The sequence below is a fragment of the Spiroplasma endosymbiont of Amphibalanus improvisus genome, assembly GCF_964030645.1.
Lineage (GTDB): Bacteria > Bacillota_I > Bacilli_A > Mycoplasmatales > Mycoplasmataceae > CAXIPX01.
Genome location: NZ_CAXIPX010000003.1, coordinates 447,138 through 464,005 on the forward strand (window position 1 = coordinate 447,138; position 16,868 = coordinate 464,005).

General features: G+C 29.1%; 16 protein-coding genes. All 16 read right to left on the reverse strand.

Going from position 1 to position 16,868, the window contains the following annotated elements; all coding sequences use genetic code 4:
- Window positions 1–14: 14 nt before the first annotated feature.
- Window positions 15–272, reverse strand: coding sequence for a 30S ribosomal protein S17 (rpsQ, locus tag AAHM77_RS02505; RefSeq protein WP_342252555.1), 258 nt, complete (start codon window positions 270–272; stop codon window positions 15–17).
- Window positions 259–1,461, reverse strand: coding sequence for a 50S ribosomal protein L29 (rpmC, locus tag AAHM77_RS02510; RefSeq protein ID WP_342252556.1), 1,203 nt, complete (start codon window positions 1,459–1,461; stop codon window positions 259–261). The genes rpsQ and rpmC overlap by 14 nt, the downstream gene beginning before the upstream one ends.
- On the reverse strand, window positions 1,461–1,874 hold the full coding sequence (rplP, locus tag AAHM77_RS02515) for a 50S ribosomal protein L16 (protein ID WP_342252557.1): 414 nt from the start codon (window positions 1,872–1,874) through the stop codon (window positions 1,461–1,463). The genes rpmC and rplP overlap by 1 nt, the downstream gene beginning before the upstream one ends.
- On the reverse strand, window positions 1,852–2,553 hold the full coding sequence (rpsC, locus tag AAHM77_RS02520) for a 30S ribosomal protein S3 (protein ID WP_342252558.1): 702 nt from the start codon (window positions 2,551–2,553) through the stop codon (window positions 1,852–1,854). Before rpsC ends, rplP begins: the two co-directional genes overlap by 23 nt.
- Window positions 2,553–2,915: a 50S ribosomal protein L22 gene (rplV, locus tag AAHM77_RS02525; protein ID WP_342252559.1), complete on the reverse strand. Its 363-nt coding sequence runs from the start codon at window positions 2,913–2,915 to the stop codon at window positions 2,553–2,555. Before rplV ends, rpsC begins: the two co-directional genes overlap by 1 nt.
- A gap of 19 nt (window positions 2,916–2,934) precedes the next feature.
- Entirely contained in the window at window positions 2,935–3,210 is a 276-nt protein-coding gene (gene rpsS, locus AAHM77_RS02530; protein ID WP_342252560.1) for a 30S ribosomal protein S19, read from the reverse strand.
- Between the two features lie 25 nt (window positions 3,211–3,235).
- A complete protein-coding gene (gene rplB, locus AAHM77_RS02535) occupies window positions 3,236–4,069 on the reverse strand; it encodes a 50S ribosomal protein L2 (protein WP_342252561.1) in 834 nt (277 codons plus the stop codon).
- 20 nt (window positions 4,070–4,089) lie between these two features.
- Window positions 4,090–4,377, reverse strand: a complete 288-nt coding sequence (rplW, locus tag AAHM77_RS02540; RefSeq protein WP_342252562.1) for a 50S ribosomal protein L23 — start codon at window positions 4,375–4,377, stop codon at window positions 4,090–4,092.
- On the reverse strand, window positions 4,377–5,000 hold the full coding sequence (gene rplD / locus AAHM77_RS02545; RefSeq protein WP_342252563.1) for a 50S ribosomal protein L4: 624 nt from the start codon (window positions 4,998–5,000) through the stop codon (window positions 4,377–4,379). The genes rplW and rplD overlap by 1 nt, the downstream gene beginning before the upstream one ends.
- Window positions 5,001–5,015: 15 nt before the next feature.
- Complete coding sequence (rplC, locus tag AAHM77_RS02550) at window positions 5,016–5,723, reverse strand: 50S ribosomal protein L3 (protein WP_342252564.1); 708 nt, start codon at window positions 5,721–5,723, stop codon at window positions 5,016–5,018.
- A 27-nt stretch (window positions 5,724–5,750) separates the two neighbouring features.
- Entirely contained in the window at window positions 5,751–6,071 is a 321-nt protein-coding gene (rpsJ, locus tag AAHM77_RS02555; protein ID WP_342252565.1) for a 30S ribosomal protein S10, read from the reverse strand.
- A gap of 161 nt (window positions 6,072–6,232) precedes the next feature.
- The gene (gene rpoC / locus AAHM77_RS02560; RefSeq protein ID WP_342252566.1) at window positions 6,233–9,994 is read right to left on the reverse strand and encodes a DNA-directed RNA polymerase subunit beta'; all 3,762 of its coding nucleotides are present in this window, start codon (window positions 9,992–9,994) and stop codon (window positions 6,233–6,235) included.
- Between the two features lie 14 nt (window positions 9,995–10,008).
- Complete coding sequence (gene rpoB, locus AAHM77_RS02565) at window positions 10,009–13,833, reverse strand: DNA-directed RNA polymerase subunit beta (protein ID WP_342252567.1); 3,825 nt, start codon at window positions 13,831–13,833, stop codon at window positions 10,009–10,011.
- A gap of 386 nt (window positions 13,834–14,219) precedes the next feature.
- A complete protein-coding gene (gene asnS, locus AAHM77_RS02570; protein WP_342252568.1) occupies window positions 14,220–15,584 on the reverse strand; it encodes an asparagine--tRNA ligase in 1,365 nt (454 codons plus the stop codon).
- A 73-nt stretch (window positions 15,585–15,657) separates the two neighbouring features.
- Window positions 15,658–16,344 (reverse strand): 50S ribosomal protein L1, encoded by a 687-nt coding sequence (gene rplA / locus AAHM77_RS02575; protein ID WP_342252569.1) that lies wholly within the window; start codon window positions 16,342–16,344, stop codon window positions 15,658–15,660.
- Window positions 16,344–16,784: a 50S ribosomal protein L11 gene (rplK, locus tag AAHM77_RS02580; RefSeq protein ID WP_342252570.1), complete on the reverse strand. Its 441-nt coding sequence runs from the start codon at window positions 16,782–16,784 to the stop codon at window positions 16,344–16,346. Before rplK ends, rplA begins: the two co-directional genes overlap by 1 nt.
- Between the last annotated feature and the right edge of the window lie 84 nt (window positions 16,785–16,868).

Consider the following 16,868-nt stretch of genomic DNA (forward strand, 5'->3'; position numbering starts at 1 on the left):
TAAACGCCTTCTTCCTAACTAACTGCTTTTTCTAAAATGTTTACTAATCTAAAATGTTTCTTTTTTGACATAGGTCTTGTTTCCATTATCTGAACTTTATCACCTAATTTAGCAATGTTTTGTTCATCGTGCGCTAAATATTTTTTGGAATATTTAACTCTCTTTCTATATAATGGATGATTTTTATAGGTTTCAACTAATACATTTATTGTTTTTGCAGATGTAGCAGAAATCACAACACCTACTAATTCTTTACGATTATTTCTTTCCATCTTTCTTACCTTTTTTCTCATCTTTAATTGGTTTCGTTACAGCTTGTTTTAATTCCTGTTCAATTCTATTTCTGTTTTCTTTTCAATTTGAACCATAAGTGTATTCTTTTGCATTCGTTGGTTTTTTCTTCATACCTAAATCAACTTTTTGAACAATGTGTTTCTCCTGGTTTGAACCTTTTTTATGTTGCTGTATGTAATCAGAAATATCTTTTTTTTGTTTAGAAGTTAAATTTTCAATTTTTGCTTTTGCACTTGTTATAGAGTTAACTGTAACAGTATCTTTTTGTATCGAAATAGGTTTTTTAGCTGCTTGTTTTTTAGCTGCTTGTAATTTTTCTTTTTCTAAAATTAATTTTTTCAATTTATCATTTGTTTTAATTTTAGCAGCAACTTGTGATTTTGTTATAACAGGTTTTGCTGTCACTGGTGTTTTTATTTCAGTAACAACAGGTTTTTTAACAACAGGTTTTGCTGTCACTGGTGTTTTTGTTTCAGTAACAACAGGTTTTTTAACAACAGGTTTTGCTGTCACTGGTGTTTTTGTTTCAGTAACAACAGGTTTTTTAACAACAGGTTTTGCTGTCACTGGTGTTTTTGTTTCAGTAACAACAGGTTTTGCTGTCACTGGTGTTTTTGTTTCAGTAACAACAGGTTTTTTAACAACAGGTTTTGCTGTCACTGGTGTTTTTGTTTCAGTAACAACAGGTTTTTTAACAACAGGTTTTGCTGTCACTGGTGTTTTTGTTTCAGTAACAACAGGTTTTGCTGTCACTGGTGTTTTTGTTTCAGTATCAACTATTAATTTATTTTTATCATCTAAATCTGCAGATCAAGGACTTTCAAAATTTGATTTTGGCAATTGTGAATTTTGATCATATTTTGCCATTTCATCTTCTAATTTTTCTTTTCTCTTTTTAACAAATTGTTTTGACTCTGCTTCAATTTTTTTCAGAGTTTTTTGCATATCTACATTAATTGTCGAATGAATAACTTCGCCTTTATTTTTTCGTTCTGAAAGAACTGTTAAAACACGAGCGATATCTTTCTTAATTTGCGGAATACGTTTTGGGTTTTCCAAATTTCCAACAGATGATTGAAATCTTAAAGCAAATAATTCTGCACGAAATTGTTCTTCAAGAATTCTTAAATCCTTTGTTGTTTTTTCTAACAATTGTTTTGCTTCCATTAATTTTGCCCTTTCTCCACAACTTTACATTTTATAGGCATTTTATGCATTGCTAATCTTAAAGCTTCATGAGCTACTTCCTTAGAAACTCCATCAATTTCAAACAAAATAGTTCCGTTTTTTACAACTGCTACTCATTCTTCAGGATTACCTTTACCAGAACCCATTCTAACTTCCAAAGGTTTTTTAGTTATTGCCATATGCGGGAAAATTCTAATTCAAACTTTACCTCATCTTTTCATATATCTGGTCATAGCGACACGAGCAGCCTCTATTTGTCTTGCAGTAATTCACGCACCTTCTTTAGCTTGCAAACCATATTGTCCAAAGGCGATTGTACTGTTCCCTTTCGCTTTTCCTTCATATTTAACTCTGTGAGGACGACGATATTTAGTTTTTTTTGGAGATAGCATTTTTATCATCCTTTCAAGTTTTAGAATTTAACTTATATTCATTATTTAAAATTTCGCCTTTACAGATTCACACTTTAACACCTATTTGGCCATATGTTGTTAAAGCTTCTGCAAGGGCATAATCAATGTCACTTCTTAAGGTAGCCAATGGTACACTTCCTTCAAGATAACCTTCTGTTCTCGCCATTTCAACTCCACCTAATCTTCCAGAAACAGAAGTTTTAATCCCTTTTGCTCCAGCTTTCAAAGCTTTTCTGATGGCTAGTTTTTGAACTGTTCTAAATGATGCACGATTTACTATTTGTTCAGCGATTGTATTTGCAACTAATTGAGCATCTAAGTCAGGAATTTTAATTTCAACAACATTAATTTTCACATTTAAATTTTTGTTTTTAACAGTTTTTTGAACAAGGGTAATTAATTGTTTAATATTTTTACCTTCTTGTCCCAAAACCATTCCTGGTCTAGCAGTGTGAATATAAAGAATTATTTCTTTTTTATTTCTTTCTATTTTAATTTTAGATACACCAGATTTTTGAAGTTCTTTTAACAAAACTTTTCGAATGATAATATCTTGATGCAATCATTTTACATAAACATCTTTTTCTGCATATCATTCTGAATATCAAGGTTTATTAATTCCAATTCTTAAACCAATTGGACTAACTTTTTGCCCCATTATTTTTTGCTTCCTTTATTTATTTTTTCTCTTGTATCGCTTACTTTAATTGTTACATTACTTGTTCTTTTTAAAATTTGATAAGATCTTCCGTGCGCTCTTGGTCTAAATCTTTTTAAAGTTGGTCCTTCATTTACAAAAATTTCTTTAATGAATAATTTTTCTGTATCTAAACCATTATTGTTAACAGCATTAGCGATTGAAGAATTTAGTAATTTTTTAATTGGTAATGCCGATCTTTTGTTTGTGTTTTCTAATATTTTTAATGCTTCACCAACATTTTGGTTTCTGACTGTATCTACAACTAATCTGACTTTTCGTGGTGATATTCTAATCATTTTTAAATGAGCTTGTGCATCCATTTCGAACCTCCTATCTTAATTATTTCTTTTTCTTCTTATCATCGCCATGACCAGAAAATTTTCTGGTTGGAGAAAATTCACCTAGTTTATGACCGACCATATCTTCTGAAACAAAAACTGGAATATGTTCTTTCCCATTATGAACACCAAAAGTATGTCCAATAAATTCTGGAAATATTGTTGATCTTCTTGATCAAGTTTTTATAATTGTTTTTTTCTTGTCTTTATTTAATGCCTCTACTTTTTTTAATAAATGGCCATCAACAAAAGGTCCTTTTTTTAACGAACGTGACATCGATTAATCTCCTTGTTTCAAATTATTATTTTGATCTTCTGATAATTAATTTTGAAGAATGTTTTTTCTTATTTCTTGTTTTTACACCCATAGCTTTTTTACCTCAAGGTGTCATTGGGGAACTACGACCTATTGGGGCTTTACCTTCACCACCACCGTGTGGGTGATCGATCGGGTTCATTACAGAACCTCTAACAGTTGGTCTTATCCCTTTTCAACGATTTCTACCAGCTTTACCTCAGTTTACTAAGGCATAATCTTCGTTGCTGACAACACCAATAGTTGCTCTACATTTAATTAAAATTTTTCTAACTTCACCTGAACCTAAACGGATTGTTGCATATTTTCCGTTTTCATCCTTGGCAATTAATTGAGCAGATGTTCCAGCACTTCTAGCAATTTTACCACCAGCACCAGGATTCATTTCAATATTATGGATAGTTGTTCCTTCTGGAATTGATTCCAATGGCATTGAGTTACCAACTTTAATATCAACTTTTTGACCACTCATAATTTTCATACCTGGTTCTAAACCTTTAGGGTTTAGAATGTATGATTTTTGACCATCTGCATAGTTTATTAAAGAAATAAAAGCATTACGATTTGGATCATATTCGATAGATGCTACAGTTCCAATGATGTCATCTTTTATTCTTTTAAAATCAATTTTTCTATAAAGAGTCTTATGACCTCCGCCTTTATGACGGGTAGTTATAACACCTCGATTATTTCTACCAGCATGTTTATTTAAATTTTCCAACAATGATTTTTCTGGTTTAACTTTAGTTAAAACTGAATAATCTAATGTCGTCATGTTTCGACGACCATTTGTTGTTGGATTGTATTTTTTTATCGGCATGTTTATCTCCTTTTAATAAATTAATTATCTTCATTAAATAAATCTAATTTTTCACCTGGTTTTAATTTGATTAAAGCTTTTTTAACAGCGGAAGTTTTACCTTCGTATTTTCCCATTCTTTTAGATTTTGCACTATAATTTTGAATATTAATTTTCGCTACTTTCACCTCAAATATTTTTTCAAAAGCTTCTTTAATTTGAGTTTTATGAGCTCTTTTGTCTACTTCAAAAGTGTAAACTCCATCAGAAATACCGCGGTATGATTTTTCAGTAAGAATTGGTTTTTTTAAAACATTAGTTATATGCATTATGAAAGTGCCTCCTCTATAGCTTTAACTGCAGAAAGTGTTATTAAAATATTTTGTGCATTTAGTAAATCAAATGGATTAATGTTATTTGACTGTAAAGTACTCACTTTTTGAATGTTATTGATAGATTTTTCTAAATTATTATTTTTTAGTTCAGTAACAACTAAAATTTTATTATCAACCTTTAAATTTGCAAATACATTTACAATTTCTTTTGTTGATGGTTTTTCTAAATTAAAATCTTCAATTATTTTAATTGTTTGTTTTTCATTTTTATAAGAAAGAACAGAACGCAATGCTAAATTACGAATTTTTTTATTAACATGTTTTTTGTAATTGGTTTCAGTATTTGGTCCGAATACAACTCCTCCGCCTTTTCATTGAGGAGACCTAATTGAACCTTGTCTTGCACGACCAGTTCCTTTTTGTTTCCAAGGTTTACGACCACCACCAGAAACTTCTGATCTATTCTTAACTTTATGTGTACCTTGTCTAGAATTAGCACGCTGTGTAATAATTGCATCAAAAATAGCTTGTTGATGTGGTTTGATACCTCATATCGATTCTTTTAAATCAATATCTTTTATTTTTTTTCCTTTAATATCCAAAACTTCAATTTTCATTTTTTTGCCTACTTTCTAATTTGATGCGTTTTGTTCTGCATTTTCCGAAGGTGATTCAACAGTTACTTTAGAAAAATTTAAAATTTTCTTAGGAATTGGATTTTTAGTTTTTTTAACAGCATTTTTAATTTCGATCAATTGTTTTTTAGGACCAGGGACAGCACCTTTTATGATAAGAATATTATTTTTAATATCAACATGAACAACTTCTAAATTTTGAATTGTTTTTCTCACATTCCCCATATGACCGGGCATCAATTTAGATTTCATAATTCTGTTTGGAGCAATAGGCCCCATTGAACCTACACCTCTATGATAACCAGAACCATGTGCCATTGGTCCTCTTGAATAATTATGTCTTTTAATAGAACCAGCGAAACCTTTACCTTTTGAAATAGCTGCTGCATCTATAAAATCACCAGCTTCAAAAATACTTACATCAACTTTCGCACCAAGTTCATATCCTGTCATATTTTTAAATTCTTTCATGAACCTTTTAGATGTTGTTTTTGATTTTTTGAATTGTCCTGCATCTGGTTTATTAACTAATTCTTTTCTTTTTTCCTCAAAACCTAATTTTAAAGCGTTATAACCATCTTTTTCTTTATTTTTAACTTGAACAACAATATTTGGTGTTGCTTCAATAAAAGTTACAGGTATTAAAATACCTTCTTCAGTAAATAACTGGGACATACCAATTTTTCTACCTAATATTCCTTTCATATTTTCCTCCTAAAATAAATTTAATAATTATAATTTTATCTCTACATCAACACCACTTGGTAATTGAACTCTTGTTAAACTATCCACAGTTTTAGCAGAAGGGTTTAAGATTTCTAATAGTCTTTTATGAGTTCTAATCTCAAATTGTTCTCTTGAGTCTTTATATTTATGAGTAGCTCTTAATATAGTAAAAATTTCTTTATTTGTTGGTAAAGGAATTGGTCCTCTTATTTTCGCACCTGTCGCTTGAACAGTTTCAATTATTTTTAATACTGATTTATCAATAATTTTATGATCATAACCTTTTAGTTTTATTTTTATTTTCTTAGGGTTCGTAACCTGTGCCATGCTAATTCCTTTCGTATAAAAGTTCTATTTTTATTAACAACTTTTACCAGTGTATCAATAAAAATGGTAAATACTTGTAGAGTATACAACATTTTTATTACATAATCAATAATAAAAATAATAAAATAAAAAAACGATTTTAAATCGTTTTTTTTTAAAAATTAATATTCGTAATTTTTGACATCCTCAGCTTGTTTCAATAATTTTTCAGGTGATTCAAGACCTGTTCCTGCCGGGATTAACCTTCCTAGGATAGTGTTTTCTTTAAGACCAACCAAATTATCTTCTTTACCTTTGATAATAGCTTTCACCAAAACTCTTGTTGTATCTTGGAATGATGCAGCTGATAAGAATGATTCAGATTCCAATGGAGCTTTTTTAATACCAAAAATTGTTCTTTTAACAAGAGGTGGTTTTTTGAAGTTCATAATGGCTTCTTTTGTGATTTCTTTATATTGTTTAATAGAAATAACTTCACCACATAATAAATTAGTTCCACCAGCATCAACAATTTTAACTTTTTTCAACATTTGACGGATTATAATTTCAATATATTTATCTGAAATTCCAATACCTTGTAAACGATAAACTGTTTGAACTTCTTTTAAAATATAATTTTGAACTTCTTCAACATTAGCTACTTCTAATAACTCTTTAATATCAATTGACCCATCAGTTAATCTTTGTCCTGGAACAACAGTATCACCTTTTTTTACAATTACTGGAGCGTTAAATTGAGTTTTATATTTTCTTTCATCATGAGGTGATTTAACATAAATTGTGTAAAATCCATTCTCTTCTTTTATCTTCTCTATTTTACCATTAATTTCAGAAATAATTGCTACCAATCCTTTGGGTGTTGTAACATCTAATAATTCCTTAATTCTTGGAAGACCTTGTGTAATATCTACACCACCTGCTACACCACCGGTATGGAATGTACGCATTGTCAATTGAGTACCTGGTTCACCAATAGATTGTGCTGCGATAATCCCTACAGCTTCACCTATTTTTACCAATTCACTTGTTGCTAAATCTTTTCCGTAACAATGTTGACACACACCACGATTTGATTCACAAGTTAAAACTGTTCTAATAACAATTTTATCAATTTTATTATCTATAATTTCTTGAGCTAATTCATCATTGATTAAAGTTTCAGCAGGAACTACTTTATTTTTTAATTTAATATCATAAAGATTAAAACGCCCTTTAATACGATCGAATAATGGAACGATGATATTTTTATGCTCATCATCAACAATATCAGATACTACAAATCCTTTTTTAGAATTACATTTTTTTTCAGTAACAATAACGTCTTGAGAAACGTCAACCAATCTTCTTGTTAAATATCCTGAATCTGCAGTTTTTAACGCAACATCAGCCATACCTTTACGGGCACCATGGGTTGAATTAAAAAATTCTGATACTGTTAGTCCTTCACGGAAAGAAGATTTAATTGGCAATTCAATTGTTTCTCCTTTAGGGTTGTTCATCAACCCTCTCATACCAACCAGTTGTGTAAAGTTAGAAATATTACCACGAGCCCCTGAATCTGCCATCATAAATATTGGATTTTTTGGATCCAGTTTCATATTGACTTCAATTTGTTCAGAAACCTTATTTTTAACTTCATTCCAAACCTTACATACCGCTTGTTTCTTTTCCTCACGAGTTTGAAAACCTAGTTCATAAAAACGATGAATTTGTTTAATTTTTTTATCAGCTTCTTCAAATAATATTTTTTTCTCTGTAAAAGGTCTAACATCTCCTGCTGAAATTGTAACACCTGATAATCCTGAAAATTTAAATCCTAAATTTTTCATGTTATCAAGCATTTCAGCTGTTTTATCAGAACGATACATTTTAAAATATTTATCAATAATGTTAGACAAAGTTTTCTTTTTAAATGGTTGATTTAAACTTCACTTATTATTGATATATTGATTTATATCATCACCAAAATTAATCATATTTTTTGAAGATAATTCATATAAGTTTTCAATTGAAGGTTCATTTAAATAAGGGAACGTTTCATTAAAAATGCCATTAAAAATAAGTTTACCTACAGTTGTTACTAAAATTTTATTTTGTTCTTCTTCTTTAAAAGTTTTATTTTTTAAAGAATAAACCGGTACACCTATTAATGCATTTAATGAAATTTTTTGTGTTTCGTAAGCTAAAATAGCTTCATTGGCATCTTTAAATAAATGGCCTTGACCGTTTAAATTTTTTTCTTCTTGAGTTAAGTAGTAATTACCCAACACTAAATCTTGTCCAGGAGTTACAATAGGTAATCCATCTTTTGGACCTAAAATTGAACGACTACCTAACATCAACAATCTTGCTTCAGCCACAGCTTCAGGAGAAATTGGTAAGTGCACGGCCATTTGGTCACCATCGAAGTCCGCATTAAACGCTGTAGTTACAAGCGGATGTAAATGAATGGCCTTTCCTTTAACCAAAACAGGTTCAAATGCTTGAATACCTAATCTATGTAGTGTCGGAGCACGATTCAATAATACTGGTCTTGTTTTAATCACTTGTTCTAGTGCGTCTCAGATTGGTTCTTCTTTATTTTCAATCATTATTTCAGCAACTTTAATATTAGCCGCTAATTCATTTTTAACTAAATGTTGAATAATAAAGGGTTTAAATAAAACCACAGCCATATCTCTTGGTAAACCACATTGGTACATTTTTAAATGTGGACCAATAACAATAACACTTCTACCTGAATAATCAACACGTTTACCAAGTAAATTTTGACGGAAACGTCCTTGTTTTCCTTTTAAAATACTTGTTAATGATTTTAAAGCTCTTTTATCTTTACCGGTAACTGGTCTTGGCTTTCTTTCATTATCAATTAATGCATCTACCGATTCTTGTAACATACGTTTTTCATTGTTAACAATTACACTAGGCGCACCCATTTCTTTAATTTTTTTAAGTCTTTTGTTTCTAATTATAATACGACGATATAAATCATTAATTTCACTTGAAGTAAAACGCCCACCATCTAACTGAATTATCGGTCTAATATCGGGTGGTATAACAGGAATATTTTTTAAAATCATTCATTCAGGTTTAGCGCTAGAATTATGGAAGGCGACAAGAGTTTCTAACCTTTTAATTGACTTAGCATAATCAGTTCCTACTTTTTTGCTAACTAATGTTTCTTGAATTTTGTTAATTTCCTTTTTAAAATCTAAATTCTTCAATAAAATTTCAATAGCTGCAGCACCTATACCAAATTCTGCGCCAGTGTATTTTTTGATTAAATCTGCACATTCATCCATAGAAAATGGTAGAGAAGTATCCATTAATTCATCGATCATTTCTGTGGCTCTTTGATGTGCGAAAGTATCTTCTTTTAAATCTTTTAAAATAGATTTTAAAATTTTAATTAATTTTATTCTAGTAGCCTGTGAGGTTTTAGCATTTCCTAAATCTAAAACCATAGCCTCTTTTAATCCTATGGCATGCCCAGGGTTTAAAACAACATATGAAACAAAATAAATAACTTCATCCAATTCCTTAGCCTTCATATTTAAAACTAAAGCAATTTTTGATGGCGATGCTTTAAACATTCAAATATGAGCGACTGGTTCATTTAAAGCGATATAACCCATTCTTTGACGTCGAACAATTGCTTCTGTAATTTCAACACCACATTTTTCACAAATTTTACCTTTATTGATTACTTTTTTATAACGACCACAAGAACATTCATAGTTTTTAGTGGGTCCAAAAATTCTTTCATCAAATAAACCATTTTTTTCTGGTTTTAGAGTTTTATAATTAATTGTCTCAGGTTCTGTAACTTCTTTATATTTACCAGCACACCAAGAAATAATCTCATCAGGACTAGCAAAGTTAATTTTAATTTTACTGTTGTTAGTTTTACTTTTATTTTCCATATTGTGCCGTCCTTTTATTTGTCATTGCTAGCAAAACCAAGTTCTGCAGCTCATTCGTCTAATTCTTTATTTGTTATTAAACTATTGTCTTTTTTATTATTTTTTTCTTCTAATTCAGGTTCGAATTCTTCTTCAAAGTCATTGTAATTATTATCAAATTTTTGCACATTACCTTTTTCATCAAACATTTGCATACTGAAACCTAAACCATTAATTTCTTTAATTAAAACATTGAATGATTCTGGAGTTGATGGTTCTGGTATTTTCATATTTTTTACAATAGAGCGATAAGTATTTTTACGACCTTTTATATCATCAGATTTAATTGTAAGCATTTCACGCAATGTATACGCAGCGCCATGTGCCTCTAATGCTCAAACTTCCATTTCACCAAATCTTTGACCACCATTTTGAGCTTTACCACCTAATGGTTGTTGAGTAATTAATGAATATGGTCCAACATTTCTAGCATGTAGCTTATCATCGACCATATGAGACAATTTCAACATATACATAACACCAACAGCTATTGGGTTATGAAATTCTTCACCAGTTTGACCGTCAATTAAAATTTGTTTTCCAAAATTGTCTAATTTTGCTTTTTCCATAATTTCAATTAATTCTTCATTATTCATACCGTCAAAAACTGGTGTTGCAACTTTTAAATTTAATGTTTTAGCAGCCATCCCTAAATGTAATTCAAGAATTTGACCAATGTTCATCCTACTTGGTACACCCAAAGGATTAAGCATAACATCAATAGGAGTACCATCTTTTGTGAAGGGCATATCTTCAACTGGTAAAACAATTGAAATAACACCTTTATTCCCATGGCGTCCAGCGATCTTATCACCTTGTTTAATTTTACGTTTTTGAACAATGTAAACTTTTATTATTTCTTTAACATCTTTTGGCAAATCATAGTTTTCAGAACTGAAACGTTTAACAGCTTGGACAGTCCCTTTAATACCATTTGGAACAATTAATGAATTATCTTTTACGTTTTGGAATTTTTCACCAAAAATTGCATGTAACAATTTATCTTCAGGTGATTGTTGAGATTGACCTTTTGGTGTTACTTTACCTACAAGAATGTCACCAGGTTGGACTTCAGTACCCACCATTACCAATCCGTCTTCATCTAAAAACTTACGAGAATTATCAGAAACATTCGGAATTTCTCTAGTTATTTCTTCAGAACCTTGTTTAGTTTTCACACATTGAATTGAAAATTCTTCAATATGAATAGATGTAAATATGTCATCAGAAACTAATCGTTCAGAAATAATGATAGCATCTTCATAGTTGTAGCCATTTCATGTCGTAAATGCGACAAGTAAATTTTGGCCTAAAGCTAACTCCCCATTTTCCATACTTGGTCCATCAGCTAAAATTTGACCTTTTGTTACTTTTTGACCTTTTTTCACAAGAACAGTATGTGTTAAAGAAGTACCTTGATTCGATCTAACAAAATTATCTAATCTGTATTCATGTAATTTATTACTTGAGTCTTTAATAATGATTTTCTTAGCATCAACATAATCAATAACACCAGAAACTTTTGCAATGGCCGCTAAACCTGAATCACGAGCAGCAATATGTTCAATTCCAGTTCCAACATAAGGTGCTTGTGGTTTTAATAGCGGAACAGCTTGACGTTGCATGTTAGCTCCCATCAAAGCACGGTTGGCATCATCATTTTCTAAAAATGGTATACAACTTGTGGCAACTGAAACGATTTGTTTCGGAGATACATCAACGTAATCAACCTCTGAACTTGGCACTAAAACGTTCTCACCTTGAAAACGAGCAATAACATCTTTATCTATTATTTTATTTTTATCATCTAATTGAATATTAGCTTGTGCAACGACAAATTTTTGCTCATCATTAGCTGTTAAATATTCAGATTCATTTAAAATTATCCCTTTTTCTACTTTTCTATAAGGTGTTTCAATAAAACCAAAGGGATTAACTTTTGCATAAGTTGATAAATTATTGATTAAACCAATGTTTGGTCCCTCAGGAGTTTCAATAGGACAAATTCTCCCGTAATGTGAATAATGGACGTCTCGAACTTCTAATCCAGCACGATCTCTAGATAAACCACCAGGTCCTAAAGCAGTAAGTCTTCTTTTATTTGTAAGTTCTGATAATGGGTTTGTTTGATCCATAAATTGTGACAATTGAGATAAATTAAAAAATTCACCAATTACAGCAGTCAAGGGCTTATTATTAAAAATGTTTGAGGGCTTAATTTTGAACATGTTAATTGTAGACATTTTCTCTTTAGCATTTTTTTCAATACGTAGCAATCCAATGCGGAATTGATTTTGTAGTAATTCACCAACTGTTCTTACACGTCTATTACCTAAATGATCAATATCATCAACTTGTCCCAAACCTTCTGTTAAATTTAGTAAATAAGAAAAAACAGCAATGATATCTGGCACTGTAATGTGTTCTTCATTAGAATTAGGGTCTATCCCCACTAAAACCATCGTTTCTTTTCTTTGCTCATTATCTTTATAGACTTTAATTCTTTGAATTTTTTTTGAACCCGGAATTAAACTATTAAAAGAAACTTCTTCTAAAGATGCTCCATTTTTGAAATGTTCTTTTAATTTTTTAATATCTTCTCTTTTAATTAAAGTTTCTTTTTTGAATAAAACTTTACCTTCAGCATCTTTTAGGTCCTCAGCTAAAACTTTATCAACTAGTCTATTTTCTAATAATAATTTTTGTAATAATTTAAAACGACCAGCTTTAGTTAAATCATATTTTCTTTTATCAAATAAAATATTATATAAATATCTTTTTGAACCTTCAGGTGTTGAAACTTCTCCTAACCTGATTTTTTTATAAATGTCTTGCGCCGCATTATCTTGGTCTTTTTCATCTATATCTAGTAAACTATCTAATTCATAAGTGTTTAATAAGGCTTTATGATTATCAAAAATTTCTAAAAGATTATTTTTAGAAATACCCAATGCTAACATCAAAGTTGTAACAGAAACTTTTCTTGATTTATCAATTTTAACGTGAAAAATATTTTGTGATTCATTAGAATTTATTTTTTTAGCGCTTTTTAAAATATCACTTTCAAATTCTAATCAAGTCCCTCTTGACGGAATTAAATCTGTTTTATAAATACTTGCCCCATTTTTTGGATTAAATTCAATTTTGTAATAAGCACCTGGAGATCTAACTAATTGAGAAACAACAATTTTTTCAGAACCATTAATAATAAAAGTACCTTTATCGGTCATTCAAGGTAATTCACCAAAAAACACAACACCAGAACGATTTATATTAAATGAAACATATAAACCAATTTTATCTCTATCTGTAATTTCAGCCTCAATAGTTAAAGTTTCATCCCCTATAACTTTAACATCAAAAAAGAAAGTGTCTCCGACTGTTTTTTTTAATTCAAATTTAAAATCTGCTTCAGCCTTAGCTTTGATCCATTTTTTTATTAGATATAATTCTGAAACTTTTTTTTCAGATTCAAAAGGAATTAAATTATTATCAGAAAAATAAGTTAATGATAATTCTGCGTTTATAGTTTTTTCATAAGTTTTTGATTCTTCACGAGACTCAAATTTATCTTTTTTAAAATCATTAATTCATCATTTATCTAAAGAAAGTGTTACGTTTCCTTCTTGTCCAAGAATAGGAAAAATTTCATTTAATACCTCATTAATACCCTCTTTTATTAACCAATCAAACTTTTCCGTTTGAATTTCGATTAAATTAGGTAAATCTAAATCACCTGAAACCTTCGTATAATCTAATCTTTTTGAATAATTTCCAAATAATTTAGTTTTGACTTCCATGTATAACAAATCCTCCGACATTTTTAAACTCAGTATTAAATATATATATATAAAAATATAAAGTCAATAAAACATTATACTAAAAAGTGTAATGTTTTATTGATAATATTAAAATTAATTGCTAATATGTTTTTTACATAAATAAACTTTTTTGCTTTCGATATTTGTAATAAACAATTGTTTTTTAATTTTTTTAAATAATAAAGCTGCGGCAGAATATACATGTTTACTTCTGTCAAATTCACTAACACATTTATAACATTTTGGATCGAAATCAATGAGTAAAATAAGCAACCTCCTTTATTATCAACTAAAGATATATAATAAAGTTTTTGCTAAAAAGAAAAATATAACTATATAATAAGACATTTTAAATTAAAATGCAACTAAAATTGTAAATTTTTACTATATCTTGGGTAGGGAATTACATCCTTAATGTTGTTTGTATTTGTAACAAACATTATCAATCTTTCAAAACCTAATCCAAAACCTGATGACATATAATAACCATTTTTTCTTAAATTTAAATATCACTCTAATTCTTTTGTAGAAATTTTCAATTCCTTACATCTATTAAAAATTTTATCAAAATCATCTTCTCTTTGACTTCCACCTATTAATTCCCCGATTCCGGGAACCAGCAAATCAAATGCGCTAACCGTTTGGTTATCATCATTTTGTTTCATATAAAATGATTTAATTTTCTTTGGAAAATCAATCACAAAAACAGGTTTTTTAAATATTTCCTCTGTTAAGAACTTCTCATGTTCAGATTGTAAATCTATTCCAAATTCAAAATTACTAAATTCAAAATTTGCACCTTTTTTATGAGCATTTTTTAATTCTTCAAGTGCTGATTTGTATGTTATAACTTTAAATTTTTCTGAAACTATTTTTTTTAACTTATTTAACAAACCTTGGTTTTTATTGTCTAAATATTCTAATTCAAAAACATTGTTTTTCAATAAATAATTTATAACATATTTTAAAAATTCTTCTGACATAATTAAAATGTCTTTAATATCAAAAAAAGATATTTCAGGTTCTACCATTCAAAATTCAGCCATATGTTTTGTTGTATTTGAATTTTCAGCACGAAATGTAGGGCCAAATGTATAAACCTTATTTAAAGTTTGGGCAAAAGGTTCTGCATGTAGTTGACCTGAAACAGTTAGAGTTGCTTTAGAATCAAAGAAATCTGTTGTTAAATTACCTTTTGAATCTTCAGTATTTACAAAAAAAGTTTCACCAGCACCCTCGGCATCGTTTTGAGTTATGATGGGTGTGTTTAAATATAAATAATTATTTTCATTAAAATATTTATGTATTGCAAAAGCTGAAGCTGAACGAATTCTAAAAATTGCGTTCATTATTTTAGTTTCAGATCTTATATGAGCATTTTTTCTTAAAAATTCCATTGTTTGGTCTTTTTTTTGTAGTGGTGAGTCACTTAAGCATTCTTTCAAAATTTCTATTGTTTCTGCTTCTATTTCAAAAGGTTGCGGTTTTTCTGGTGTCATTTTTATTTTTCCAATAATTTTAACAACACTATTTTTTTTCAAATTTTTTACTTCATCTAAATTATGTATTTTTTCAACTTTTAAAACAACTTGACAATCCAAAAAAATCGAACCATCATTTACTATTAAAAAAACAATTTTTTTATTACCTCTGTTAAGTTTTATAAAACTTTTAAATTCAACAATTTCATTATCTTTCATTTTTTTTGTAAAAAAATCTTTTAATTGCATATTAAATATCTTTCCATATTAATTAACATTATTAATAAAATAAATACATGTATAAAAACATGTATTTATTTTATTAATTTTCAAATTTTATTTTTATACCCGGACCCATTGTTGTAGATAATGAAACATTTTTAATGTACACACCTTTTGCTGCGGCCGGTTTAGCTTTTTTGATAATATTGAATATAGCATTGTAATTTTCTTTTAACAATTTTTGATCAAAAGAAACTTTACCAAGTATTGTATGTACATTACCTTGTTTATCTGTTTTATATTCAACTTTACCTTTTTTTATTTCATTAATCGCTTTTTCAACATCAACTGTTACAGTTCCTGTTTTTGGATTTGGCATCAATTTTTTCGGACCTAAAATTATACCAATTTTACCTAAATCACCCATTATGTCTGGTGTCGCAACTATAATGTCAAAATCAAATCAGTTTTCTTTTTTAATTTTTTCAATTAAATCTGTTGAACCTACAAAATCTGCTCCTGCTTCTCTTGCTTCTTTTTCTTTAGTTTTTGTTAAAACTAAAATTTTTCTAGTTTTACCTGTCCCTGCTGGTAAAACTATCGCTCCCCTAATTTGTTGGTCTGCATGACGAGTATCAACATTTAAATTAAATGCAATTTCTACTGTCGAATCAAATTTAGTTACTGCTGTTTTTTTTATTAAGTCAATTGCTTCATCTAATGGGTATAATTTTTTTGTATCGATTAAATTTATTAATTCTTTACGTTTTTTAGTTAATTTTTTCATTATTTAATAATCCCCTTTTTAGGGTCAAAACCATCGATTGTAATTCCCATATTTTTTGCAGTTCCTGCAATTATTTTCATAGCAGCATCAACATCATGTGCACTTAAATCTGGTAATTTATATTCAGCAATTTTTTTCAAATCATCAATTGAAATATTAGCTACTTTATTTATTTTTGAATTAGCTGAGCCCTTTTCAATGTTCGCCGCTCTTTTTAACATTATTGCAGCAGGTGTTGTTTTTAAAACGAAGTCACATGATTTATCTTCATATGCTGTTATAACAACTGGGACTATATCGCCTTTTCTGTCTTTTGTTTGATCATTAAATTTAATACAAAATTGAGGCATATTAATACCTAATGATGCCAATTCAGGACCCGGTTTAGCAGTTCCTGCAAGGAATTCTAGTTTTGCTATTCTAGTTATTTTTTTAGCCACGAGTTTTCTCCTTTGCTCGCTGTGGTCCAAACGATTGTTAATCTACCACATTTAAACATTAAATAATACTTATAAAATAATAAC